The sequence below is a fragment of the Paenibacillus agri genome, from assembly GCF_013359945.1.
GTDB lineage: Bacteria > Bacillota > Bacilli > Paenibacillales > Paenibacillaceae > Paenibacillus_AQ > Paenibacillus_AQ agri.
The window spans coordinates 17,578-42,802 of the sequence record NZ_JABWCS010000196.1; the positions used below are offsets into that span (position 1 = coordinate 17,578).

Below are 25,225 nucleotides of genomic sequence, written 5' to 3' on the forward strand. Positions count from 1 at the left end.
ATTGTTGTTTGGTTTGACCCGTGATTTCATGCAAAAGGATGGCATCAGCATGATGCTGGGTGTTTCCGAAGGGCTGCGTGCAGAACGACTCAATATGGTACAGGTCCGGATGCTTATGAATTCTGATATCCCGCATCACCTGCGGCTACAGCTCAAGGAGATCGACCTCAAAGTTACTCTGGAATATGGATTATCCCGCAAAAAAATGCTCAGTCATCTACTGAAAGGCGAGAAACTGAGTATGGCGACCTTGTTCGGCCTACTGCTTCAGGTGGCCCAAGCAATAGAAGAGGGCAGGCTTTATATGCTGAATGCTGAACAGTATGCGCTGCATGAGGATTATATTTTTGTCGAAGGCTCGCTGCAGTCCGGAAAAGTCTATCTGACCTACGTTCCTTTGCTAAGTCCAGAGAAGGTAATCTCAACCGGTCAAGGCTGTAGATCCCTAATTATGACGCTGATGGCTTCAGTGAAGGAGCTTGAGGGCGATGGTGTACAGCGATTATTGCAATGCTGCGGAGAAGAGGACTTCTCACCTGCCCGTCTAAAAAAACTGCTGGCTGAGCTTCTGACTGAGGGGGAGGTGGTTAAGGCGTATCCGACAATCGATAGGGAGAGCAATATCCTGTCTTTTCGGAGACTTGAGGACCCTGAGCCTTCCAGGCTATCTGACGAGCCGTTAAGGTCACCATCATCAATACGGGGGCCTGATAAGAAAGCAGGCCTGCAAGATTCCATGAGGGCGACGGCAGAACCTATTTCGGCTCCATGGACGGGTGGTTATACCGCTTTTCAGCGGAGCCAGGAAGCTACAAGCTCAGGGTTTACGGAAGAAGAGGAAACACAGCAGGCCTCCTCACCATACAGAACATATATCGTGCTTGGATGTTTACTAGGTGATGCATTGTTATGGAAATTTCTTTATATGAGTGATCCTACAACACTATGGTTGGCAGTTTGCGGAATCTTAACGTTGTTTCTTGCGATTATATGCTGGCTGGTGTGGACTGGAAAGCTCAAATTAGGTAAGAAAGAAGACGAGGATGAGCCGGACGCAGAAGAGATTGTACGGGGGATGAGCTTCAAGGAACCAGACAGGGATTTTGGAAGGATTTCTGGAAGGAACTTTGCAAAGGAATCTATGAACGCTGGTTTATCGCCACCGGTGTCAAAGGTAGAACCGTTGAGAATCAGGCAAGTGATGGACAACAGCCAATCAGGGCTCAACCAGAAGGGTTCTGCTAATGAGTTCCCTGCTTCAGGCTCGTTACCGTCCTCGGCCACCGTTCTGCTATCACCGGACAATGCACCTGAGAAGAATGCGGCGATGGATAAGCACAGACGTGCTGCCCCGTATTTGGAACGATGTGATCACAATAATAGCGGTCCGACAGAACGGATCGAATTGGATCGAGCAAGCTTTATTATTGGACGTTCGGAAGAGGTAGCCCAGTATGTAGAAAAGTCCGAGGGCACCTCGCGAGTTCATGCTGAAATACTCAAAAGTCCAACCGGATATGTCATTAAGGATCTTGACTCCAGGAACGGAACATTGCTACAGGGGGAAGCTATGATTCCATATAAAGAGTATCCGCTGATGGAAGGAACTGTATTTACTATTGTCAAAGGCAATTATATCTTTCACACAGCTTAGTCCCTGAATTCAAGATTGCTTGATTTGCGGTGCTTCTATCGGGTTTTGAGGTCTTGCAATGCAGATTCAAGTGTAGGATGAATGAAGCTGAATCCGTGCGCTAGCGCTTTAGAAGGGAGCACCCGCTGGCCTTCCAGCAGAATTTCCGAAAGTTCGCCTACCGCTGTCTTCAAGAGGAATGCCGGGAGTGGCAACCAGTGTGGCCGTCTATACACCTTGCCAATGGTTCGGCCGAATTGATCATTGGTGACCGGATGTGGGGCTGTAGCGTTGACTGGACCGGAAATATCCGGTGTATGGACACAGAAGTCGATTAACTTGATGATGTCATCATGATGAATCCAGGACAGCCACTGTTTGCCGCTTCCGATTTTGCCGCCAACGCCTAGAAGGTAAGGGAGTTTCATCATAGGAAAAGCACCACTTCCGTTACCGAGTACAACTCCTGTGCGGAGCTTGACCGTTCTGATATTAGGGTAGGCTGCATCTGCAGCATCCTCCCAAGCCTTTACGACTTCTGAAGGGAAATCCATCACATGGGCGGGAGAAGACTCATCGAAAGTATCCTTCAAGGACGTACCGTAGATGGCTACGGCTGAGGCTTGAACGATTACAGATGGCCGATGCTTCAGCACTTTTAGCAGCTCGGCTGCCGCAGCTACGGTGACCAGACGGGACTGCATAATGGATTGCTTTCCTTTAGGGGTCCAGCGCTGACTCAGCGAGGAGCCGGCAAGATTGATGAGAGCGTCGCTGTTCTCAGCAGGGAGGGGGTTGGCTGCAAGATCGTCCCAGGTATGATAACTTAGCTTAGCGTGAGATGACTTCACTTCAGGCAGCTTACGGCCTACGATCAATACTTCATGACCGTCCTGAAGCCAGTAATCCTTAAGCTTGCTTCCGATAAAGCCTGTGCCGCCGCATATTACGTACTTCATACTGCATTCCTCCATTTGGCCGTCCGGGATAGCACGGGAATTCTGTAGATGGCTACTTGAACAAATGTTTATAGGGAGAGTAATCGATTCCGTTCTTTTCAAGAAAATTGACGAGAAAACGGTTATCCCGCCGGGGGGTAGCAACGATATATCCCTTGATGCAATGATCACGTGTAACTTCAGAGGCATTGCTCTCCACAGCTATCTTGCCGATCTCGGCAGCAATGGAGTGTTTGGCGATATCCCGAAAGGGTCCGGGCACCGGCTGAACGAGTTGATCCAGAAAGGCCTTAGATTCGTTGCCCCATAGTGGCCGGCTGCGTTCTACCCAATAGTTCTGCCAATCAAGTTTGGACTTCCCGTCGGCTTTGGGAAGCACTTTCAAAAATTTGCGAAACATAAAGTAGCCGCCGATACACATGGAGCCAAGTAGAAGAAAGGTCCAGAAAGCGATGGAGTTCATAAACCAATTGCTCGGTGCTACCGATAACGTTCCAAGCCCTGATTTGATAAACATGTCCTAACCACCTTTAACAATGATTATTATCACAAATTTGTCTATGGTCTAAAGTATAGCGTATTTACCAAGTTTTGCGAAGTCGGAATGCCAGCGGGTATTGCCTAGATTTATTCCCCCGTTCACGGTAGAATATAGTTTAATTCGTGATGGAAAGAGGGAAAAAGGCATGCTGAAAATAGGTTCACATGTGTCCAGCTCGGACAAGGGTCTCCTGACTGCTGCTAAGGAAGCCAACGAGTACGGTTCTAGCTCGTTCATGATATATACTGGAGCGCCGCAGAATACGCGCCGCAAGCCGATTGAAGCGATGTACCCTGAGGAAGGAAAATTGGCTATGAAGGCCAATGGGGTAGAGGAGATTGTTGTCCATGCTCCATACATTATCAATTTGGCCTCGTATAAGGACAATACGTATCAGTTGGCTGTAGATTTTTTACAGGAGGAAATTCGCCGTACACATGCATTCGACGTCAAGAATATTGTACTGCATCCGGGTGCTTATACAGACAAGGACCCGGAATATGGTATTCAGCGGATTGCAGACGGTCTTAATGAGGTGCTTAGCGGTACCAATGAGACGGAAGTTCATATTGCGCTGGAGACCATGGCCGGTAAGGGTACAGAGATCGGGCGCAGCTTCGAGGAGATTGCGTCGATCATTGACAAGGTCGTTCACAACGAACGGTTGACTGTCTGTCTCGATACGTGCCACATTCATGATGCCGGTTATGATATCGTTAGCGATCTGGATGGGGTGCTGCAGCAGTTCGATCAGATCGTTGGTTTGAACCGCCTAGGCGTTATTCATATCAACGACAGTAAGAATCCTAGCGGCGCGCGCAAAGACCGTCACACACCGATTGGTTCGGGCTTTATTGGCTTCGACACCATCAACAAGGTGGTACATCATGAAGCGCTGTCCGGTCTTCCGTTTATCCTGGAGACACCATGGATCGGCAAAGATGCCAAGACACAACGGCCGATGTATGAGGTGGAGATTGCCCTGCTGCGTGGCAACGTATCAGAGCGTTTCGGACCGGAGTTCCTGCAAGAGGTTGAGGAGCTGCATAGCTTCTTTGCCAAGCTGGAGATTGACTCCCGTCAGTATGTGCTCGATATCTGGAATCTGCTTAAGAACGATGCCAAGGCCAAGAAGGCTGACCCGCGTGAACCGCTGGAACGTTTGTATGATCATGTGACGACTGCCGGATTGTTCCCTGCGCTCAGTGAGGAAGGAATCAATCAACGCTTGATCGCGTGGCTTGCCGGCAAACAAATTCTGGTTAACGCTTAAGCAACAACTTTAGACATGCGCAAGTAGACGAGAGGGTGGAACACAGAACATGGAATTACATGTAAAAAGAGATCATTCTTCAAGCAGTCATCAATATCCGAACCGTGCGCGGATGCTTATTTCCTGTCCGGATGGTCCTGGGATTGTGGCGGCAGTATCACATTTTCTACACCAGCACGGCGCCAACATTGTTCAGTCCGATCAATATACAATGGACCCGGATGGCGGCATGTTCTTCATGAGAGTAGAATTTGATCTTCCGAAGCTAGGGGAGCGGCTGGAAGAACTTCGTACACAGTTCAGTACAGTAGCTGAAAAGTTCAAAATGGACTGGCAAATCTTCCAGGTGAGTCACAAGAAACGGCTGGCTATCTTTGTTTCCAAAGAAGATCACTGTTTGGTTGAGTTGCTCTGGCAGTGGCAGGCTGGTGATCTGGATGCTGAAATTGCCCTCGTGGTCAGCAATCACACGGATATGCAGTCTTATGTGGAATCCTTCGGCATTCCATTCCATCATATTCCGGTTACTGCCGAGACCAAGGCAGCAGCGGAGCAGCGTCAGCTTGAAGTCATCGGAGGCGACATTGATGTTATCATCCTGGCCCGTTATATGCAGATCATTTCGCCTTCATTTATCGAGCATTTCCGTCACAAGATCATCAATATCCACCATTCGTTCCTGCCCGCCTTCGTCGGTGGCAAGCCTTACGCACAGGCTTATCAGCGCGGGGTGAAAATTATCGGAGCTACAGCTCACTATGTAACTGAAGAGCTTGATGGAGGCCCGATTATTGAGCAGGACGTTCAGCGCGTCAGTCACAGCGACGATGTGAATGAACTGAAGCGAATTGGCCGTACGATCGAACGTGTAGTTCTGGCCCGTGCCGTTAAATGGCATATTGAAGACCGTATTCTTGTGCACAACAACAAGACTGTCGTGTTTAACTAGTACAATTAACTTTTCGGTGGACGCGGCGAGGGTGCAACTCTTGCAACCCCGGCGTTCACCGGATTCTTCATCAGCCGGAATGCTCATTCCGCAGAATCCTCTAGTGAAATTCCTCTTAGATAATCTTATAACTTTCTAAATTCCCTACAGGTAAAAAAGCATTTTACCAGCATTTTGGATATCCATGCCAAAGTGCATTTTGTCGTGGTCAAAATTAGTATTTTGAAGGAGGCAGAAGGCTTGTCTTTACAGCGGAGGCATTTGCTAAAACGAAATTATTTCTTCGCATTTCTTATTCTGATTACAGGATTCGGCGGTCTACTTGGCTATGATCTATATTTCAAGCCTTACGTGCTGGCACAGACGGTAGTGAAGGTAAAGGTGGCAGACGGAAATTTTTTACCAAAAAATTATGAGTTGACCGCTAATGATCTGTATCTGGATGCGGTTCAGACTAAGGACATTCCCGCCGGTGTCATTACAGATATCCGGAAAGTTGAACATAAAATCACAAATGTCAATTTAACCAATGGAAGTATTCTCACGGATTACTTGATTGATGTCAGCGAGCTGGAACCTACGGCTGATGAAGGAATATTCCCTATTCCGAAGGAGGGGATTTATGCCATCAATGGTTCGTTGCGCAGCCGGGACAAGGTAGATATCTATCTGGTCGAGGGTGATTCTCGCAATACTAGTGCAGTCAGAGATCGCAACGCTGCCAATGGTATAGACAACGCGCCAGGAAACTCAAGTGACGGTAGGGAGACTACGGAGTTACCTGATTCTGGAGCATCGTTGTTCCTAGCCGGAGCCACAGTGAACTATGTGCGCTCGGAGGACAACAATGATGTGCTCGATTCAGAGCATGGCAACACGAATAATCGGTTCACATCGACGGGGAAAGTCGCGTCACCTGAACTGAAACTGAAGAAAAGTGATGGCAGGCGCTTAGGCCAATATTTGGAGCAGGGCAAGAAGCTGTGGATTGTCCGGGTAGAGTAGGGGGAGAACGTACTTGAAGATTTTTAGCTTTGGAATGGATCAACTGACTGTCAATGATATTAAAAATTCAGGCTTTACCGTCGTGACACAAAATGTGCTGCCTGATCCGCCCCATACGGAGGGGCACATGCTTCTCGCAACCAGCGAGCAGGTGCCGGTACAGACTTTGCGTGAGCTGCGCCACAGGTACCCGGGAACGACGATTCTTTATGTGTATATGCAGAAGGGGGTTCACGGCTATCAGCCGGTGCATATGTTATGCGAGAGCCTGGGGGTTCATTTTATTCCCCCTCGTTCAACCTCCTCAGCGATCATTGAGAAAATTCGTTTTCTTCTGGAAGAGGACGGGGAGAAGCGCGGTAATTTAGTTGGTTTTTTCGGGTCTGGGCCCGGAATCGGCTGCACAAGTGCGGCTAAGCTGTTTGCCTGGAGACTTGCTACTGCAGGCTTACGCGTGATTTTACTAGGTCTTGATTTGTATGATCCAGGGTTTGAGCGGAAAACAACAATCAGCCTGGACAGGCTGCGTCCAAGAATTACCGGCAAGATGCTGCACGCCGAGGATTTCGAGCAATTGATCAAGCAGGATGGTTATGTCTATCTGCCGGGGAATTACGATTACTTGAGTGCTCAGGATTATCAGGAAGAGGAAATCGAGTATCTTTTGGCCCGGGCAGCGGAGAATGCCGATATCGTGATTGCTGATTTTGGCTCTATTCCGGAAAGTGCCGCCTGGTATGTGGGGATGCATCAAAGTACGCTGCGGCTGATTGTCACTCATCCCAAGCACGAATACAGGCTGGAACCTTTGCTGGAGTTGGCTGGGCATATGGATCTGGGACCACAGGATTTTCAACTGATCATTAACAGAAGCAATCTGGAAGAGATTACGACACCGAAGAACCTGGCGCACCGGATCGGCAGCGAGATTATGTTGGAACTCCCATATGTTCAGCCGTTTCAGGATAATCTTCCACTTGGCAAAAGAGAGCTTCAGCAGATCGATGACAAGGTGCGCTTCTTATTGGTGGCCCTTGGATTGGCACCCGAGACACGCAAGAAGGGACTGTTCTCATGATTAGTGTTCAGGAGCCATTTTCTCTGAAAAGAAGTGTGATGCGCAGCAGTAAACCCGGGAAAGAAGATTTCTACGCTTTCCTGCAAAAAATGAAAAATGATATGAATGCGGGATTAGAGCGGGAGGATGATTACTATTTCCAGCTCAATGCCAAGGCGCTGATTGGCGATCCTCAGGCAGTCAGCTATTTTATGAATGAAATTGAGAAGTATTTGCGCAAGACACCGTTTACAGGCCAGGTGCCAGAGGCATACCGGACTGCTGCGGAGGCACTTTTTCACGAATGGAAGGGCTTTGGCCCAGCCTACCGCTGGTTTACCGACCGGGCATACAGCGAGTCTACAGGACTGCAGATGATTGGAAAACAGATCTTTTATAACCACAAGGGACAGTTCGTACCTTATCCGTACGAGATGCCTTCTCTGGACCGGGTGGAACAGCTGAAGCGATCTTTGCTGAAGAGCGATCCTAACAAAAAGCTGAACAAGGATCACCCTTCGGTGGAGTTTAAAATGGACGATCCACTCTGGCCCGGACGTTTCATCCGGTTGGCAATTTGGGTGTCCCCGCGGGTCTGGGAGGGATTTACGACAATTTCGCTCAGACGGCAGGTTGTGGAGTTCCTTGATCTGGATGATCAGGCGGGCACGGAATGTATCCCGGCAGAGGCTGTGGAGTTGATTCGGGCGCTGGCAGGGACATTCCGCAACACAATCATCGCAGGCGCTGTCGGTTCGGGTAAAACAACGTTTGCTAATACCATTGTCGGTGAGCAATTGCTCGGTTCATCCTCTTGTATGGGAGTAGTCATGATTGAGAAGCATCCGGAATCGACTCTGCCGTATCAGATCAAGGGTCATCGGATTATTCCAATCCAGGCGGCCAATGAGGAATTGATGGAGGTAGGCGTGGAATCGCTGCGGCATGACCCGAATATCGTCTACATGACTGAAATGCGTTACAACGAATGGGAGTTCTACCTTTGGAGCGGCGAAAAGGGCTATGACGGCATCACCGGTACGTTTCACACAGTTGATTCAGAAGATATTCCGTATCAGGGGGCTTTTGCTGTATCGACTCGCATTGGCGGAAGTCTGGAGGGACACTTGATTTCTGCCCTGAAGGCCTGTGAACTGGTCTTTATTCTAGAGAGCGTTCCGAATGGGAAGAAGCGTTTGTCCCGTATCTCGGAGGTATTTTACGATGAGGCCTGTAATTCGGTTTTTGCCAATGATCTGATGCGCTGGGACGAGGAGCGGAGAGAGTGGACATACAACGATAAGCTGACAGAAGCGCTGATGACCAAGATGGTCAAGAAAAACGCCACCGCCGCTAAAATACTGCTCAAAGAGCTTGGACATCGGGCTCGTCTCAAACCGATGGCGCAACCCCTGAAGGAAAGCTTGAAATCGAAGATTGTTCTTAACAAGTAAGGCGGTGAATCTATGAATCTTTTGCAGTATTTATTACGGTTTGCCCTGCATGTTCTCGTGGTATGGGCATTATGGCTGATGATTAAACCGCTCGTGGAGCAGCATTTGCGGCAGTTTGGGCAGAAATTGGATCAGAAGCTGCACCGTAAAGCCAGCATGTTCGGGCAAAAGGTCAGCAGGTTCCGAAAGAGCTTGTGGATCTATCGCCATCTGGATCATCTGCTTTATTTTGCCCAGCGTAAGTACGAGCCCGGGATTAGTGTGATGCGTTTTATATTTGGTTCTGGCATTGTCTTTACGGCTGTTTTCTTATCCGGTCTATTGACACTAAGCGAGCTTCCCGGTCGATTGAGCTTCGCTAACCCTTTTATGGAGGGGGTCACATTTAAGCACGGGTTGCCCATTCAAGGGGCCTGGCGGTTTCCGTTATTTGCAGCCATTATTTCTGCGCTGATTCCTTACTTTCGGCTAAGGTATGTCCATGCACAGCGCAAGGTACGCGGGAGTTATGATCTGCTGGACGTGGTGAAAATATCGACTAAATTCACACATCTATCAGTAGATTCGATTTTGAACAAAACAGCTGATTTTCTCACAGAAGAAAATGTGCTGAAGACCCCGCTCAAGCTGCTTGGCGCCGCCTTTTCCAATTACAGTAATGAAAGAGAGTTGAATGAGGAGGCTGCACGCTTCTCTTCCGCGATTGGAACAACCTTCGCCGTTGAGTTTGTGTCAGATTTGCTGTATTCGGAGAAGGAAGGCACACGTTATCTGAAAAACTCGCTCATGATGCTGAACCGTTCGATGGAGCAGCAGCGGGAGACCATTATCTCGGTAAAAGCAAATAGTCGGGACGCAATCAGCCTGGGGCTGTACGGTAATCTGGTGGTGCTGTTTTCTTCTGTGGGAACCTTTATCTACATGCTGAAGCCTGATGTGTACCTGCGACTACAGTTCGAGACTCCGATCGGCCTGACCTTTCTGATGATTATTATTACGGGACTCTTTGTTTCCTTTGTCATCAGCACGGTTCTTGCCAGACCTAAACTGGACTACCATTAAGGTGATGAACTATGGATAGATTATTTTTATTGCTTGCCACTTTGGGAGTTGCGTACGTTGCGTTGTTAGTTTTTGTGAGCAGTAGCAGTAAACAGGAACGCTATCTTCTAAGACTTGGCCTAAAGTGGAATAAGATTGGTGAGCGTGTGCAAAACGACCGTCTACAGCAGCTGCTGGACCATAGCGGGTTACCTGTATCAGCCCGGAAAATCACCCTGTTTCGTTACTCTGCTGCGCTTATCTATCTGCTACTTCAGGTAATCGGGGATTTCATTCGAGCCTCTCCATTCTCACTCTATGATCCACTGATTGCAGGCCTCATTCTTGTGGTTACCAGCCCTGTACGTTATCTTCCATTCGGCTGGCTGCTGTCATGGTATCACCAGAGAACGATGGTGCAAAAGGATGGCGAGCTAATCTCCTTCATTCGTCTCTATGAGAATAATAGGCTACGCAAGCATGGGTATGTCCAGCTGTCTGCTTTTTGCGGAGGTTCTGCCGATCATTTTCAGTATATCCGTCAGGATCTGCAAGAGTTGTCAGAGCGCGCGGTCGATGAAGGGGTGGAACCGGCTATAGAATGGTTTTGCGGAAGGTTTCCGGCGAACCACAGCTTTATTAACGATATTCGCTCCATTTTACTGGCTACCGAGAGCATGGACGACGATGTGGAAGCCGCCAACTATTTACGGGAACAGGGGAAAATTATCTCGAAAATCTCCAGTGATCAGTATTTGCGAAAATGGTCCTTTATCGGGGATATTTCTACGATTGTGAACGTTATTCCGTCGATCGCCACGTTTTTGATGATTGTTTGTCTTGCGATGCAGTACATCATGCTAATAAAAGGGAATTTTGGTGGTGTAGGGATGTTCCAGTGAAAAATTGTCATATTCAAGAATCGGATAAAAATATACAATTAAAAGGGAGATATTAACAATGAAAAAAGATGCTATTTCTACAGGTATGTTTATCGCTATCGGATTTTTGTGCGTTGCTATCGTTATCGCCATCCTGGTTCCTGTCGTCCGTGATGTTGTTAACAATGCGCGTGACAGTAAACCAGACATTCCTAAAGTAATGAATGTACAACCGTCAGGACAGATTCAAAGTGCTGCAACTCATTTGTTGACAGACAGCCAAGTGTAACCAGATATGAAAAAGGACTCTATTTCTGTTGCGCTTTTTCTAGCCATTGGCTTTGTCATCGCTGGGATATTTATTACCGCAGCTACTGGCATCATTGGCGACAGTCAGGATGACATCATTACTTACACAAAGCAAGTAGAGCAATACTAAAGGGGGCAGAATCCGTGAAGGCGACTGTCCTCAGGGCATTGTTCATGTGGCTCGTCCTCTTTATTATTTTGCAGCCGATATTCACTTATCTTGATTATTTGCTCGATTTGCAGGTGAAGGCGAACACCTCATTTCTGACTCAAAAGGCGGCTACTGAGGGAATGGTTACCTCTGCAATGAGAAGCGAGGTGATATCCAATCTGAAGGCGGTCGGCTTTCCCGAAGCTTCGATCTCAATCACCAGCAGTACGGAAAGCGTACAAGCGCGTAAGCAGCGGATTGACGTCTATGTAACAGCACCGCGACTGAATTTGTTTCCTTACAAATTCTCCGGGATGTCGCAGCCGACACGTTATTACGGGCATGGATCCATCATGAGTGAGTATTTGGATTAGATAGGGATGGGTTAACAGATGGACTATATTATCAAACTGGCTTTTGTACTACTGATCTTTATTTATTCCTGGTTCTTTCAAATTCAGAATCAGGAATGGGACACGCTGCGAAGCATGCTGAAGGATGCCGGTAACGTCGCCGTTCATGACGCTGCACAAGAAATGGATGAGGCTGCCCGCGCACAAGGCCGACTGATTATCGACCCCGCCCAAGCTTATGCAACCTTTGAGGATTCGCTTCGCCATAATCTTGGTCTAGGTAATGATCTTTCTCCCAAAGTGGGAAGTAGATTTCGAGACAAGGTCAAAATCGTAAAGTTCGATATCGTAGATGAATCCAGAGGAGCAAGATTCCCATTACTCTACGAGGACCGCAAATACGGCATCACCAAATATATACAAGGTCCTTCCGTTATAGCGGTCATAGAAACTAAGCATCCGGTATTGATTGCTAGAACAAAAACGCAAGAAGCCATTACCGTACCGGCAGTTCAGGAGTACAAGTACAATAAGTAATTTGAGCGACAATTGGAGCCCCAGAGGAGTGTATGTCCTGGGCTCTGTTGTCGCAATACATACCCCCGTTGTGGCGGATAACCTGTTCAAGAATGGCGTAAAAACGACCCGGTGAGATGAATCACTGGAGCATAGTTGGAGTGGGTAAACCTGATCCGTGGCCTTAGGTGGCCGCATCAAATAAATATCCTAAAGGAGATGTTTTGAATGAAGAACACAATGATGAAGGTAACTCTAGCAGCAACGATGTTGGTAGGTGGAATTTTGGGGCAGGGTGCAGTGGACGTTTCGAAAGTAGATGCAGCAGCAGCTCCTACTACAAAAGCCCAGCCGATCATGACTGATAACTTGTCGAAGTATGGGCTGAAGAAAGATGTGGAACTGCCGGTGACGGTTACTGCCGGGGGGTTGAGTTACACGCTGGAGAAAATTATGATTTATGATTTCAACTCTACAGAAGCAATTAACTTGCGTAAAACTTACAAATACGGTGATCAGTCTGGTTTGATTGCTAACCCTAAATATTTTATTTGGACCAAAATTACCGTCAAAAACAATAGCAAGAAGACAATAGATAATATTAACGGTGAATATTGGGATTTGAGATTCGGTAAAGACATTGTTGATCCTGTATCGAATTGGTCGCGCATTGGCAAAACCAATGATAAGTTGGCCCTTAATAGAATTGTTCTAAAACCAGGAGAACAATTGTCAACTTATCAGGCTTATATGTATAAGGGTAGTTTTAACTATTTCGCTATTGGGCTGGCCCATGATGGTCAATTCAGTGAAAAATACATTATGGAAAATCAATAGAGGTAGAAGATTATGAGGAAAACCACGTATCTTGTATTGATTTTTACATTGTTACTGGCAGGCTTTCCAAATCATGAATATGTCCAAGCTGCGGATGCGGGAACCAAATCTGGTTCCCTTGCTATTCCGATCACAACGGGGTTAACAGGGGCGAGTAATAGTGCAAAAAGCTTTTTATTAGATCTGCCTAGTGGAGTGGCAAGTGCTACTGTTTTGCAAAACACTCTAAAGTATACCGGAAATAACGAGAAGGTTGGCAATCTTTCCATTGAAAATGGAAAGATAAAGCTGACTTTGAAAGGAACAGCTAATAAGAAGGTTATCGATGATGTGCAGGGTTTTAATGCATCTTATGATCGGAAGTATAACACTAAAATCTACAACTCAATCTGGTTATATTCCGACGGAAGACGCTGGCAAATTAATGAATACGATGAAAATAATAATGCTATGAAACACAAAGATAAACCCGCTGAGGACGGATACCCATCTCATGATCCTCCCTTGACGGTAGTAACAGCGGGACCTTTACAAGATAGTTCGTATCTCAAATGGTATAACGGTTCTGTATCAGAAGTAATTGACTCACAAGATATAATCAATTCTTCCATTAGACCTGTTCTCACTTCCTATTCTGATTACGTGAAAGATGAGCCGAAATTTAAGAACGGCAGAGTTATTATCAATTACTATATTCCGAATAGCGTTCCTTATGAGCCTGAAGATAAAGAAGGGCTGAGTGGTAAGGCTGAAGGAAGAAAATACTTTGCTAATGTCAGCTATTATTATGAAGCTAAAGCCAATGTTACCACTTACAGTTATGGTGGAAACATCACCTTCGACTACTCCCTACCTACTGAACCCACATTAAACGGGACAGCTACACTAGAAAAACCAAGCCCGAACCCAAGCAAATTGGAAGGCAATAAAGTTGAAGTGAAAATTAATGTCAAAGGAGATCTGCTAGGATATACAGACGCCTCTAACATTGAGGAATGGGTCTTCTATGCGAAGGAAAAAGGAAAGACCTCCGCTGATATGAAGAAAGACTATAACAAGGTTCTTGCAACATCGAAGAGTTTCGATTTCGAGATCCCGGCAGTTAAGATAAAAAACGATCTTTTCAGACAGGACTACTCCCTGACTGTTGTTGTACGCTTCAAAAAACCAGTACCTACAAAGAGCGGGTCGATAACCTCCTTGGAGCAGAATATGGAAGTGACGGCACGGGCGTACATTGTTCATGATCCTGTTGTAACCTATCCAACTGTACCGAGTACACCAACAAAACCAGAAGGAAAGCCACCAATTGCCCGAATCAGCGCACCGAAGTTTGTCAAAGCAGGGAATGATATGTTGGTCAATGGCGGGGCTTCAAGCGACCCGGACGGTTATATTACTGACTATGCTTGGGGAACACATGGAGCTCAGGGGGAAATTGGTAATACTTCGAGGGGATACATATGGTACACCAGAGAACAGGTTGGTCAGACCTTCCCGATTGCTCTTACAGTGGTCGATAATGATGGCCTTATCGGCAGTACCAGCACCGAAGTGACTGTTATTGAGCCTACTCCAGATGCTAGTCTTCAAATAAACGGATCGCTCAAACAAAACCGGAAAACCACCTTAATCAATAGCAGTCAAAGTCCAACTAGGTTCCCGATTATTAAGGAAAAGACCCGGGTAACCCTCAGCGCAATTAGCGGGGGAACCAATGCTGATATCAAATACGTGGGCAGCTTGGCTGAGCTGGAGAGTAAGGATGTGCTCTTTAAGAAGCCGGGTAAATATCGGGCTACCATCCATGTAGAAAACACAGCAGGATATGGCGCTGATAGCGAGATCACCTTCGATATCGCTCCCGATGAGCTCCCCTTTGCGTATTTTAATATCCCTGGGAAGGTGTACAGAGATCCGAGCAACTGGAATAAAGCAGTCGTTTCCATCGATGATATGTCCTTTTCTCCAGACAAGGATAATATCGGCCGTCGGATCTGGCAGTATCGATATGATTCTAATAACAACGGAAGTTTTACAGATGAAGGATGGGTAACGTTCAATGATGAGAACAAATCCCGTCTAAATTTGGAATTGTATCAGGTTGGGAGATACGAGATCCGGCTCACAGTTATTGAAGAGTTTGGACAGGCAACGATTGAAGATTTTGTTACGGATAATGACAGGCAACGAAACAACTCTGATAATACTCAGAATGTGATTGAGCGGATTGTCGAAGTAAATAACCGGGCGCCCGAAGTTGATTGGGATCTATAGAAGGAGGAACAAATGAAATTTTCAAAAAAAATAATCATGACCCTAGTGTTTGTTCTTCTGATCACCTCGTTCTCCGAACAGATCCTTGGGGTAAAGGAATTGACAGCAACGGTCTCTGCCGCAGAAAGTGATGAGATCATACGCTATAAAGACATAACTTTTAATCCGGGTATTGGACAACATGACGGTTGGATCAATATAAATTTCCCTACGACCAAGTTAACGAATATTACTTACAACAAGATTACTAAAAAGCTATCGTATGACATTGCTCCCGGAAACCCCGATGTGGGGATCGGAATTTATAATTGGCAAATGCCTAGCGGGAGTTCAAATTTATGGGCGCAAACCATAACGGTGGAATCCTGTTTATCGGTTTATTCGGAGGGAGGCCTGCAATCTGAGATTGCTTATGGAAATAATGATTATCAGTGTTTTGGACCCTCTATAGGTGAATGGGCAGGCAATGTTAATTCCTGGTCTGCCGATTACGGGACATGGTGGAAATTCAACAATCCAGATATTATTAATTATAATTTTTCTTTCAATATGTCTGAATTAAGAGATCGTCAAAAAAATAATAATTATCCAAATGAAAAAAATAATTATCTCCCAAATGAATACCTGGAAGGATGGAATTACTTTACTGGCTACAAGGCTGGCGACCCTGAATATGTAAGAATGAGAATGAATGTACGCTCAGCTTGGCGCAGGACAGATTTAGGTGAGCCTTTAACAACTAGGTATGGGCCGGGAGGCTGGACTCCCTATATGACGGAGGTAGCACGCCTCATACCCAATCATCCCCCTACATTATCGGTAGGGACACCTAACGGAATCACGTTGGTTAACGCCCCGAATTTGAGCGGTATAAATATTGAAGGGTATGTCAGTGACCCTGATAACGATGATGTGACGGTAACAGCAGAGATACCGAATGTGTTTTACAAAAAAACGGTAGTACCACAAGCAAAAACATCGAAACCATTTTATATTCCAATCGATGCGATCCAGGACGGCATTCCCCCCGGGACATACACTGTTCTGATCACAGCGTCAGATCCTTCAGGATTGAAACAAACTGCAAATTTAACCATTAACGTTAAACAGCAACTGCGCAATAAATCCTTTATTTTAATAGATACAACAATCGAGACCAGAACGAAATTTTTTGACTCTGAAGGCGATCCTAAGTACACGGAGCGTTACAGATACGATCATGATCCTAACTTTTATGACAACTCTATGGGGATCATTGGAGACAGCGGACTTTGGCGAACTACTCCCTATCTCTCATTTCCTTTAAGTGGGGTATATACGGTGACATTTCAGGGCCGCGATAACCCGTTAAACGATGACCGATTTGATGTCTATCGGAAGTGGAGCCGTGATAACTTATCCTCCATGACCTTCCATGTACATCGTAAGCCGATTGCTTTATTCTCGGCCAAATTGGTGGGCGGCACACTACAAATCACAGATAGCAGTTATGACTTGGATCACATCCGTGCAGTCAATAAAGGTCTGGTAGACCGGCAGTGGCAATATAAGAAAACAGAATCGGGGGTTTGGATTGATGGTCCACCGCCTTCGAATCTTCCATCTACTGATCAATATGATATTCGCTTACGTGTGAGGGACGTGGATGGTGAGGACGGATTAGGGGTTTGGAGCGATTGGTGCCAGCGGACGGTTGGAGCTCCTACGAATTTACCACCGGTAGCACTCTTTACGGTTGATCCGAATATCGTCTCTTATCGCAAGGCAACGACGATTACAGACAGGTCTTTTGATCCTGATAATGACCCATTGGATATTTATCAATGGTCTGTGATTAAAAATGGTTGGCAAGAGGTATGGCCTTATTGGGGAGGAGCAGCTACCCCTCCGAATATTGCGCAATTTGGGGTGGGGACGTATCAGATCACTCTTAAGGTGCATGATAACCGTGGCCTTTGGTCAGAACCATACAGTCAGACTGTGAAAGTCATTAATCATCCACCGGTAGCAGCCTTTAATATGCCGACAGAAGTGTACAGAGATACGTTGATTACGATGGAAAATATGACACCAGATCCGGATGAAGATGGAGATAGTCTAACCTATCTCTGGTATGCAAGAAATAATAGCAGTCCATATTATTGGGCGGGTAATCATCGAAACCAGAACATGACAATCCGGGATTTGATCGCTCAAAATGGCATTACCCAGCAGCAAGCTATTTCAGATGGTTGGGAAATGCGTCTGACGGCTTCAGATGGGTCACTTAGTTCTAATGCAACGAGAAGGTTTACTGTTCTGAATCATGTACCTACTGCGGCAATCGTTGGTCCATCGACAGCTTATCAATACGATTCTAAACAGTTTACATCAGCTGCTACTGATGAAGATTCATCGGATGTAGCCAGCTTACAATATTTCTGGAAGGTAACGGACAGCGACGGAACAACTAAGCTATACCGCACCCCAAATATCCAAGTGAATTTTCCAGAACCGGGAATCTACACCTTGGAGCACTGGGCAGTGGATCAAATAGGAGCCAAATCCAATGTGGATTCACTCAAGGTCACGGTCTACAAAAATCTGGCGCCATCCATGACGATAACATCTCCAGTCGGAACAGTCGCCAATCCGACCATTCTTGATAGCGAGAAACAAGGGGATCCATTGATTCAATGGACATACTCCGATCCAGAAAATGATCCGCAAGAGAAGTACCGGCTAGAGTTTTTCACCAAGCAAGGACTGCTAGCTAAAAGTGTTGAAAATCCGGATACTACTGGGCTACTTAGGCAGTACCAAGTTCCCAATAATACATTCGAACGCTTTGAATATTTCACAGTTTTAGGACGAGCCTATTCCAAAAATTCGTGGTCTGAGGTTTCTAATGAAAAGTCGTTCATCATCGATAACCCGCCGAAACCTGGGTTTACACTGACTACGGATACCGGCAAGGATGCTACGAAGGTACCAATTTATCGTACAGATGTGCTAAGCATCAAGAGTACAGCTTCTGATCCGGACGAGCCGAAGGGAGACGTTCTATCCTATAAATACTACCTTAAAACTTCCAGCGGAGCAGAAGCATTGGCCAGCTCACAGAAGGACCTCACCAAACAGTTCACATCTAATGGTACATTTACGTATCGTCAGATTGTTACCGATTCACTGGGGCTGTTTAGAGAGTTGTCCCAAAACATCACCGTAGTGAACCGGTTGCCGAAGGTCAACATTACGTATCCAACGAGTGACAACCCGAATAAGCCGACCATTGCCAGTACATTGACTCCAATTATTAAGTGGGACTATCAGGATGAGGATGGAGATCTGCAGCAACGTTTCCGTGTGAGAATTGTCAATCTGGCCACTGGAGCGATAAAAGTACAGTCCGGGGACCAAGTCTCATCTGCGAAGCAGTGGCAGATTCCGGCCGGGGCTCTGATCGAGAATGAAAAGTATGCCGTAGAGGTCGAGGTGTTTGACGGATTTGACTGGAGTAATGTTTCCGCTCGGAAATATCTCATGGTGAATTTGTTGAGCGTTAAGGGCGGAGTGAAGCATACGGAAGAGTGGAATTTGAATCGACAGAATTATAATCTGAAGAAGAGTGGTGACAGAGAGCAGCCGCGGGGTTATAGCGTGTTTTGGGCGGGAGAGAAATTTGTTTTCCTGGCGGACACTACAGGGTTGCCGGATACGGTGGAGGTGACTATGCCGGGCGGGTACAGCACGCAGCTGCGTCCGGACAATGAGGATAAGCTGGTATGGAGGGGGGAACTGTATGATTCCTCTTTTGAAAAGTTGCCTGACGGCCCCCTTACGTTCACCTTCACGGCTACGAACGAATATCAGGTCAAAGTCGATAAGGTAACGGTTCAAATCCTGGATGATTGGTCAGAGTATTTCCGGTTTCATCGTATAAAATAGTAAGCATAGACGGCGGAGGAAGGTCGATTAGATAACGGCTTCCTCTGCCTGTTCCTTTATATCCTTCATCATTCTGGCGGACCCAGAAGTCATAATGAACGTGTCTGAGCGAGCCGCATTATAATTGATCTTGCGCAGGTAATAGCACAGCTTGCCACTATAAATCTTATGATGATACAACGAGAGGGCAAAGTCCTCTGGCGTAACAAAGCAGGACGGTTTATTCACAGGAAGCCTTTGGGTCTCTTCGAAGACAGACGCGACGAAATGCGAGCAGAAATAGGCGTTTTCCCTATCAAATTTAATATTAAATAATACTCCAACCAGGCCCAGTAAATGATATTTGTACCGGTCCTGGTGTTTCATCATGCCCTGAACGTGTTTATACATGGTGTCGTATTCCTCATGGGATACCTTTAATTGATAAATAGCACAGTTTGCACTGTTGTAAAAAGGGTCCACAAAGTTCTCTCGAATAAGCCCGGCGACAAACGGGTTGTACATTTTTTTCCTGCCGAAGCTGTAGACTTCTCTCAATTCAGGATCAAAGGCAATGGAGGCGTGATTCAGATTGGCCCTTGTGAACAAGCGGATAAAGCCGCTAAAAGCGGTACCCGTTCCGGTCAGCACAATATAGATATGTTTGCTTTGAGTCATGTCCCAGATCCCTTTCTGCTGGTAGTAATGGATATTTCGGTAAAATTCTGTTTGAGTAATTCCATCTTACTGTATAATCCGGCGTTGTAAAACAAACTTTAGTCTTAAACAAATACTGGACCTGAGACCAGTGCGCACAAAAAGAAATGGTAATGCTTCTACACTAGTGATACAATAAGAGTCAAAATGACATTCTTGAGATTTCAGAGGAGGACAATTTAAAATGAGTGATTCCACACAAGCTATCCAGAAGGAAGAGAACTCCACTATCGACAATCTGGCGATCACAACGATCCGTACCCTGTCCATTGATGCAATTGAAAAAGCAAATTCCGGACATCCAGGTATGCCGATGGGTTCCGCACCGATGGGCTATCAATTGTTTGCAAAAACAATGAACCATAACCCGGAACATCCAACTTGGGTGAACCGTGACCGTTTTGTATTGTCCGCAGGACATGGCTCTATGCTGCTGTACAGCCTCTTGCACCTCAGTGGTTATGATCTGCCTATGGAAGAATTGAAGCAATTCCGCCAATGGGGCAGCTTGACTCCAGGACACCCTGAGTTCGGCCACACCGCTGGCGTTGACGCTACAACAGGCCCGCTCGGACAAGGGATCGGGATGGCTGTAGGGATGGCACTGGCTGAAGCCCAACTGGGTGCTACTTATAATAAAGATCAACATAAAATCATCGACCACTTTACCTATGCAATCTGTGGTGACGGCGACTTGATGGAAGGCATTTCTTCCGAATCCGCTTCCCTCGCTGGACATTTGAAGCTGGGCAAGCTGGTAGTACTGTACGATTCCAATGATATCTCCCTTGACGGGAAGCTGAACTTGGCGTTCTCTGAGAACGTAGCTCAGCGTTTTGAAGCTTATGGCTGGCAAGTGCTGCGTGTAGAGGATGGTAACGATCTTCCTGCTCTGGAAAAAGCGATTGCTGAAGCACAAGCTGAATTGAACAAACCAACACTGATCGAAGTAAAAACCGTTATCGGTTACGGTAGCCCGAACAAGCAAGGTAAAGGCGGCCATGGTGGTACACACGGTTCTCCGCTGGGTGCAGAAGAAGCGAAGCTGACCAAGGAATTCTACAAATGGGTATACGAAGAAGATTTCTATGTGCCGGATGAAGTTCGTGCGCGTTTTGCAGAAGTGAAAGATAAGGGGATTGCCGCTAACAAAGCATGGGACGAGCAGTTCGCAGCTTATAAAAAAGCTTATCCTGAATTGGCTGCCCAGTTCGAAACCGCTCTGAATGGTGAGCTTCCAGAAGGCTGGGATGCTAATCTTCCGTTCTACACAACAGAAGATAAAGCCGTGTCCACACGCGTGGCTTCCGGTAGTGCACTGAACGGTCTGGCTCCAAGCGTACCACAACTGGTTGGTGGTTCTGCAGACCTTGAGAGCTCCACAATGACTCACCTGAAAGACCTGCCGGTCTTTACATCTGAATCTTATGAAGGCCGCAATATCTATTTCGGCGTTCGTGAATTCGGTATGGCAGCAGCGATGAACGGGATTGCACTGCACAGCGGTCTGAAAGTATTCGGCGGTACGTTCTTCGTATTCACTGACTACTTGCGTCCGGCAGTTCGTCTGGCTTCCATCATGAAGCTGCCTGTAACTTATGTTCTGACTCACGACAGTATCGCTGTTGGTGAAGATGGTCCTACTCACGAGCCGATCGAACAATTGGCTTCCCTGCGTATCATTCCAGGTCTTACTGTGATTCGTCCGGCAGATGCCAACGAAACTTCGGCAGCTTGGGCGTATGCGCTCGAGAACAAGGACAACCCGGTAGCACTGGTGCTTACTCGTCAAAACCTGCCGATCCTGGCTGGTACTGTGGAAGGCGTGCGCGAGAACATCAAACGCGGTGGATACGTAGTTTCCGATGCGAAGAATGGCACCCCGCAAGCACAAATCATTGCGACGGGTTCCGAAGTTCAACTGGCAGTGAAAGCACAAGCTGCTTTGGCTGAAGAAGGCATTGATGTTCGTGTCATCAGCTTGCCAAGCTGGGATCTGTTCGAAAAACAAGACAAAGCATATCGCGATTCCGTGATCCTGCCGGGCGTTAAAGCCCGTCTGGCGATTGAAATGGCACAAACCTTCGGTTGGGAACGTTACACTGGAGATCAAGGCGACATCCTGGGTATCACAACCTTCGGTGCTTCAGCGCCTGGCGATACTGTAATCAAAGAGTATGGTTTCACCGTGGAGAATGTAGTTAGCCGCGTAAAAGCTTTGCTGTAAGCTATTGCAACTTATAGGGGGAGAACAGGACATGAGCGAGTTTAAGAATGCGACGATTGTCAAGGCAGCCAATGTGTATTATGGAGGGCAAGTCACCAGCCGTACGGTTCATTTGGAAAATGGAACCAAGGTAACCCTTGGCATCATGCTTCCGGGTGTATACGAGTTCGGTACAGACGGTCCTGAGATTATGGAGATTCTGTCCGGCGACTTGAAGGTGTTGCTTCCCGGTGCAGAGGTATGGCAGGAGATTAAAGGAGCGGAGACTTTCCACGTTCCTGGTAACTCCAAATTTGCGCTGGAAGTATTCGGCGTAACGGATTATATCTGTTCTTACCCAGAGTTGTAATTTGTAAAAGGAGCTCCGCTTGTGCGGGGCTCCTTTTCTAATCGGTTACAACAAAAGACTGCTTTTCTGGACCAGCGGGTCCGAGAAAAAGCAGTCTTTTGTTCAATGCAGCAGTGAATCCTTCGGCTGCAACTACACTATATTATTGCTCCGGCTTTTCTTCGCCGATTTTTTGACCAATCCAGGACTCGTAGGTTTTTACTACGGCAGAAAGATCCTCCTCGCCGAAGCCCTGGGTATAACCGGCTTGGAACAGGCTTTTGGCGAGACCCAGCATCGGCGTAGGAACGCCTGTGGCATCGCTGAGCGAAGAGGCGAGCTTCAGGTCCTTGAGCATCAGGGCTAGTGAGAACTGGTTGCTGAAGTCATCCTCGATGATTTTGCGGCCTTTGAGCTCCGCTTGCTTGCTGCCTGCTGAACCGAGTTGCACCAGTTCCAAGAACTTGTCCGCTGGAACGCCTGATTTCACGGCGATGGAGAAGCCTTCGGCAAGCGCAACGTTATGGATACCCACCATAGTGTTGTGGGCCAGCTTGGCGACGGCGCCGCGGCCGTTGCCGCCCATATGCAGCAGCTTTTTGCCCATAGTATCGAAGAGGGCACGGTTCGCCTCAATGACCTCGGCGCTGCCGCCGACCATGAATACTAGCGTGCCATCTACGGCTGCAGGCTTGCTGCCAGTTACCGGTGCGTCGAGGAATTGGCTACCGCGCGCTTCCACGGCTGCTGCAATCTCTTGCACCAGTCCAGGGGAGATTGTACTGGAATCAATCACGACTGTTCCGGGCTTCAGCGTTCCCAGAATGCCCTCTTCTCCGTAATATACTTCACGGATGGAATCATCGTTGCTGATCATGGTAATAATAACATCCTTGCCTTCTGCTGCTGCACGCGGTGTTGCTGCCGCCTGAGCGCCTTCTTCTACAAGTGGAGTGCACTTGGAAGCTGTACGGTTATAAACGGTGACCTGAAATCCACCGCGAAGCAGGTTGGAGGCCATAGGCGCCCCCATCGTTCCGAGTCCGATAAAGCCGATAGTTGTCATTACTTTCACACCTTCGCTATTGGATTTCTGTTGAATTCGACAGGATTTGTGGAGTGCTTTTCTCCATTTTAGCACGCACTTTGTACAGGTTCCACAGGTAGCGGTACACTTCACCCTGAGGTAGCGTTTTCGGTTTTATTCAAAAACATCGTTCTAAAGCCCGGGTTGTGTCCTAAGACCTTGCCAGCCTAGGAAAATTAAAGTATCCTATTATAAAGTTGTAACAAACGGTGTCAAATTTAAAGAGACAAACAGGAGGTTACCATTACACATGTCTAAAAAGATTAATTTTGACTACAGCAAAGCACTTACTTTTATCGGACAGAATGAAATTGACAACTTCGCAGCTCCAGTAAAACTAGCTCACGAGCAGCTACATAACAAGAGCGGAGTAGGTTCCGACTACCTGGGCTGGATCGATCTGCCAACAGCATACGATAAGGAAGAATTTGCCCGTATTCAGCAAGCTGCCAAGAAGATCCAAAGTGATTCCGAAGTACTTATCGTAATCGGCATCGGCGGTTCTTACCTGGGCGCACGCGCAGCAATCGAGGCGCTTTCCCATTCCTTCTACAATAACCTTTCCAAGGATAAACGCAAGACACCGGAAGTTTATTTTGCCGGTAACAACATCAGCTCCACATACATTACGCACCTGCTTGATCTCGTAGAAGGCAAAGACTTCTCCGTGAACGTAATCTCCAAATCCGGTACGACTACTGAACCGGCTATCGCTTTCCGCATTTTCCGCGCAGAGCTGGAGAAGAAATACGGTAAGGAAGAAGCTCGCAAGCGCATCTACGCTACTACAGACAAGGAGAAGGGCGCACTCAAGAAGCTGGCTAATGAAGAAGGCTATGAGTCGTTCATCATTCCAGACGATGTAGGCGGACGTTATTCCGTTCTAACACCTGTAGGTCTATTGCCAATTGCTGTTGCAGGCATTAATATCGAAGAAATGATGCAAGGCGCAGCGGCTGCCGCGGATGAGTTCAACAACCCGGATGTGGCAACGAACCAAAGTTATCAATACGCTGCTGTACGTAACGCTTTGTACCGTAAAGGCAAAACAACGGAAATCCTCGTCAACTACGAGCCTTCCCTGCACTTTGTCTCCGAATGGTGGAAACAGCTGTACGGCGAGAGCGAAGGTAAGGACTTTAAGGGGATTTATCCTTCTTCCGTTGATTTCTCAACAGATCTTCACTCCATGGGTCAATTCATTCAGGAGGGTAACCGTAACATCTTCGAAACGGTCATCCAAGTGGAGCAAGTGGCTCATCACGTAACGATCGAGAACGATCCGGATGATCTGGATGGTCTGAACTTCCTGACTGGCAAAACGATGGATTTTGTCAACAAGAAGGCATTCCAAGGAACGATGCTGGCGCACACAGACGGACAAGTGCCGAACCTGATCGTCACCATTCCGGACCAAACGCCGTATACTTTCGGATACCTGGTTTATTTCTTTGAAAAAGCCTGCGGGATCAGCGGATACCTGCTGGGCGTCAATCCTTTTGACCAACCGGGCGTTGAAGCTTACAAGAAGAACATGTTCGCGCTGCTGGGCAAACCGGGTTACGAGAAGGAAAAGGCTGAGCTGGAAGCCAGACTTACCGAGTAACATCGGCTACACCGTAGCAACCCTCATACTAGCGTAACTCACACTGGAGCAGTCCATAGGTATCATTACCGCGGGACTGCTCCTCATATATATTAAGCTATTATTTGCGTATAAGGAC

General features: G+C 47.1%; 22 protein-coding genes. 18 read left to right on the forward strand and 4 right to left on the reverse strand.

Annotated elements, in window-relative coordinates; genetic code table 11:
- The first annotated feature begins 4 nt into the window (after positions 1 to 4).
- Complete coding sequence (locus HPT30_RS06545) at positions 5 to 1,654, forward strand: DUF6382 domain-containing protein (protein WP_175370626.1); 1,650 nt, start codon at positions 5 to 7, stop codon at positions 1,652 to 1,654.
- A 35-nt stretch (positions 1,655 to 1,689) separates the two neighbouring features.
- Here the strand turns inward: HPT30_RS06545 and HPT30_RS06550 are convergent, their stop codons facing one another.
- Entirely contained in the window at positions 1,690 to 2,592 is a 903-nt protein-coding gene (locus HPT30_RS06550) for a TIGR01777 family oxidoreductase (RefSeq protein WP_175370627.1), read from the reverse strand.
- A gap of 52 nt (positions 2,593 to 2,644) precedes the next feature.
- Positions 2,645 to 3,109 (reverse strand): DUF2621 domain-containing protein, encoded by a 465-nt coding sequence (locus HPT30_RS06555; protein ID WP_175370628.1) that lies wholly within the window; start codon positions 3,107 to 3,109, stop codon positions 2,645 to 2,647.
- 169 nt (positions 3,110 to 3,278) lie between these two features.
- Between HPT30_RS06555 and HPT30_RS06560 the strand changes: the two genes are divergently transcribed.
- The 14 genes from HPT30_RS06560 to HPT30_RS06625 all read left to right on the forward strand — a co-directional run bounded on the left by HPT30_RS06560 (position 3,279) and on the right by HPT30_RS06625 (position 19,163).
- On the forward strand, positions 3,279 to 4,406 hold the full coding sequence (locus HPT30_RS06560; protein ID WP_175370629.1) for a deoxyribonuclease IV: 1,128 nt from the start codon (positions 3,279 to 3,281) through the stop codon (positions 4,404 to 4,406).
- Positions 4,407 to 4,455: 49 nt separating this feature from the next.
- Complete coding sequence (gene purU / locus HPT30_RS06565) at positions 4,456 to 5,355, forward strand: formyltetrahydrofolate deformylase (protein ID WP_175370630.1); 900 nt, start codon at positions 4,456 to 4,458, stop codon at positions 5,353 to 5,355.
- A 240-nt stretch (positions 5,356 to 5,595) separates the two neighbouring features.
- Positions 5,596 to 6,360, forward strand: coding sequence for a CpaB family protein (locus HPT30_RS06570; protein ID WP_175370631.1), 765 nt, complete (start codon positions 5,596 to 5,598; stop codon positions 6,358 to 6,360).
- A gap of 13 nt (positions 6,361 to 6,373) precedes the next feature.
- The gene (locus tag HPT30_RS06575) at positions 6,374 to 7,438 is read left to right on the forward strand and encodes a CpaE/TadZ family protein (RefSeq protein ID WP_175370632.1); all 1,065 of its coding nucleotides are present in this window, start codon (positions 6,374 to 6,376) and stop codon (positions 7,436 to 7,438) included.
- Positions 7,435 to 8,871 carry a P-loop NTPase family protein gene (locus tag HPT30_RS06580; protein WP_175370633.1) on the forward strand — a complete coding sequence of 479 codons (1,437 nt, stop codon included), beginning with the start codon at positions 7,435 to 7,437 and terminating at the stop codon, positions 8,869 to 8,871. The genes HPT30_RS06575 and HPT30_RS06580 overlap by 4 nt, the downstream gene beginning before the upstream one ends.
- 12 nt (positions 8,872 to 8,883) lie before the next feature.
- A complete protein-coding gene (locus HPT30_RS06585) occupies positions 8,884 to 9,933 on the forward strand; it encodes a hypothetical protein (protein ID WP_175370634.1) in 1,050 nt (349 codons plus the stop codon).
- 11 nt (positions 9,934 to 9,944) lie between these two features.
- Positions 9,945 to 10,814, forward strand: a complete 870-nt coding sequence (locus HPT30_RS06590; RefSeq protein WP_175370635.1) for a hypothetical protein — start codon at positions 9,945 to 9,947, stop codon at positions 10,812 to 10,814.
- Between the two features lie 58 nt (positions 10,815 to 10,872).
- A complete protein-coding gene (locus HPT30_RS06595; RefSeq protein ID WP_175370636.1) occupies positions 10,873 to 11,082 on the forward strand; it encodes a hypothetical protein in 210 nt (69 codons plus the stop codon).
- A gap of 6 nt (positions 11,083 to 11,088) precedes the next feature.
- Positions 11,089 to 11,232 carry a hypothetical protein gene (locus tag HPT30_RS06600; protein ID WP_175370637.1) on the forward strand — a complete coding sequence of 48 codons (144 nt, stop codon included), beginning with the start codon at positions 11,089 to 11,091 and terminating at the stop codon, positions 11,230 to 11,232.
- Positions 11,233 to 11,246: 14 nt separating this feature from the next.
- Positions 11,247 to 11,627 (forward strand): hypothetical protein, encoded by a 381-nt coding sequence (locus HPT30_RS06605; RefSeq protein ID WP_175370638.1) that lies wholly within the window; start codon positions 11,247 to 11,249, stop codon positions 11,625 to 11,627.
- An 18-nt stretch (positions 11,628 to 11,645) separates the two neighbouring features.
- On the forward strand, positions 11,646 to 12,143 hold the full coding sequence (locus HPT30_RS06610) for a hypothetical protein (protein ID WP_175370639.1): 498 nt from the start codon (positions 11,646 to 11,648) through the stop codon (positions 12,141 to 12,143).
- Between the two features lie 207 nt (positions 12,144 to 12,350).
- A complete protein-coding gene (locus tag HPT30_RS06615) occupies positions 12,351 to 12,959 on the forward strand; it encodes a hypothetical protein (RefSeq protein ID WP_175370640.1) in 609 nt (202 codons plus the stop codon).
- Between the two features lie 12 nt (positions 12,960 to 12,971).
- On the forward strand, positions 12,972 to 15,236 hold the full coding sequence (locus tag HPT30_RS06620; RefSeq protein WP_175370641.1) for a PKD domain-containing protein: 2,265 nt from the start codon (positions 12,972 to 12,974) through the stop codon (positions 15,234 to 15,236).
- A gap of 12 nt (positions 15,237 to 15,248) precedes the next feature.
- Positions 15,249 to 19,163, forward strand: a complete 3,915-nt coding sequence (locus HPT30_RS06625) for an RHS repeat domain-containing protein (protein ID WP_175370642.1) — start codon at positions 15,249 to 15,251, stop codon at positions 19,161 to 19,163.
- A gap of 27 nt (positions 19,164 to 19,190) precedes the next feature.
- Here the strand turns inward: HPT30_RS06625 and HPT30_RS06630 are convergent, their stop codons facing one another.
- Positions 19,191 to 19,820: a hypothetical protein gene (locus HPT30_RS06630; RefSeq protein WP_175370643.1), complete on the reverse strand. Its 630-nt coding sequence runs from the start codon at positions 19,818 to 19,820 to the stop codon at positions 19,191 to 19,193.
- Positions 19,821 to 20,043: 223 nt separating this feature from the next.
- Here HPT30_RS06630 and tkt point away from each other — a divergent pair, with 223 nt between their 5' ends.
- The gene (tkt, locus tag HPT30_RS06635; RefSeq protein ID WP_175370644.1) at positions 20,044 to 22,086 is read left to right on the forward strand and encodes a transketolase; all 2,043 of its coding nucleotides are present in this window, start codon (positions 20,044 to 20,046) and stop codon (positions 22,084 to 22,086) included.
- A gap of 31 nt (positions 22,087 to 22,117) precedes the next feature.
- Complete coding sequence (ppnP, locus tag HPT30_RS06640) at positions 22,118 to 22,435, forward strand: pyrimidine/purine nucleoside phosphorylase (RefSeq protein WP_175370645.1); 318 nt, start codon at positions 22,118 to 22,120, stop codon at positions 22,433 to 22,435.
- Between the two features lie 142 nt (positions 22,436 to 22,577).
- Here the strand turns inward: ppnP and HPT30_RS06645 are convergent, their stop codons facing one another.
- Entirely contained in the window at positions 22,578 to 23,480 is a 903-nt protein-coding gene (locus HPT30_RS06645; RefSeq protein ID WP_175370646.1) for an NAD(P)-dependent oxidoreductase, read from the reverse strand.
- Between the two features lie 271 nt (positions 23,481 to 23,751).
- Here HPT30_RS06645 and HPT30_RS06650 point away from each other — a divergent pair, with 271 nt between their 5' ends.
- Positions 23,752 to 25,107, forward strand: a complete 1,356-nt coding sequence (locus HPT30_RS06650; RefSeq protein WP_066373089.1) for a glucose-6-phosphate isomerase — start codon at positions 23,752 to 23,754, stop codon at positions 25,105 to 25,107.
- Positions 25,108 to 25,225: the final 118 nt, after the last annotated feature.

Excerpts from the sequence above, each read along its gene's own strand:
- HPT30_RS06590 (WP_175370635.1), top strand. The coding sequence starts at position 9,945 with ATGGATAGATTATTTTTATTGCTTGCCACTTTGGGAGTTGCGTACGTT.
- HPT30_RS06600 (WP_175370637.1), top strand. The coding sequence starts at position 11,089 with ATGAAAAAGGACTCTATTTCTGTTGCGCTTTTTCTAGCCATTGGCTTT.
- HPT30_RS06585 (WP_175370634.1), top strand. The coding sequence starts at position 8,884 with ATGAATCTTTTGCAGTATTTATTACGGTTTGCCCTGCATGTTCTCGTG.
- HPT30_RS06645 (WP_175370646.1), bottom strand. The coding sequence starts at position 23,480 with ATGACAACTATCGGCTTTATCGGACTCGGAACGATGGGGGCGCCTATG.
- HPT30_RS06555 (WP_175370628.1), bottom strand. The coding sequence starts at position 3,109 with ATGTTTATCAAATCAGGGCTTGGAACGTTATCGGTAGCACCGAGCAAT.
- purU (WP_175370630.1), top strand. The coding sequence starts at position 4,456 with ATGGAATTACATGTAAAAAGAGATCATTCTTCAAGCAGTCATCAATAT.
- HPT30_RS06550 (WP_175370627.1), bottom strand. The coding sequence starts at position 2,592 with ATGAAGTACGTAATATGCGGCGGCACAGGCTTTATCGGAAGCAAGCTT.
- HPT30_RS06650 (WP_066373089.1), top strand. The coding sequence starts at position 23,752 with ATGTCTAAAAAGATTAATTTTGACTACAGCAAAGCACTTACTTTTATC.
- tkt (WP_175370644.1), top strand. The coding sequence starts at position 20,044 with ATGAGTGATTCCACACAAGCTATCCAGAAGGAAGAGAACTCCACTATC.
- HPT30_RS06610 (WP_175370639.1), top strand. The coding sequence starts at position 11,646 with ATGGACTATATTATCAAACTGGCTTTTGTACTACTGATCTTTATTTAT.
- HPT30_RS06560 (WP_175370629.1), top strand. The coding sequence starts at position 3,279 with ATGCTGAAAATAGGTTCACATGTGTCCAGCTCGGACAAGGGTCTCCTG.
- HPT30_RS06580 (WP_175370633.1), top strand. The coding sequence starts at position 7,435 with ATGATTAGTGTTCAGGAGCCATTTTCTCTGAAAAGAAGTGTGATGCGC.
- HPT30_RS06595 (WP_175370636.1), top strand. The coding sequence starts at position 10,873 with ATGAAAAAAGATGCTATTTCTACAGGTATGTTTATCGCTATCGGATTT.
- ppnP (WP_175370645.1), top strand. The coding sequence starts at position 22,118 with ATGAGCGAGTTTAAGAATGCGACGATTGTCAAGGCAGCCAATGTGTAT.
- HPT30_RS06620 (WP_175370641.1), top strand. The coding sequence starts at position 12,972 with ATGAGGAAAACCACGTATCTTGTATTGATTTTTACATTGTTACTGGCA.
- HPT30_RS06625 (WP_175370642.1), top strand. The coding sequence starts at position 15,249 with ATGAAATTTTCAAAAAAAATAATCATGACCCTAGTGTTTGTTCTTCTG.
- HPT30_RS06630 (WP_175370643.1), bottom strand. The coding sequence starts at position 19,820 with ATGACTCAAAGCAAACATATCTATATTGTGCTGACCGGAACGGGTACC.
- HPT30_RS06615 (WP_175370640.1), top strand. The coding sequence starts at position 12,351 with ATGAAGAACACAATGATGAAGGTAACTCTAGCAGCAACGATGTTGGTA.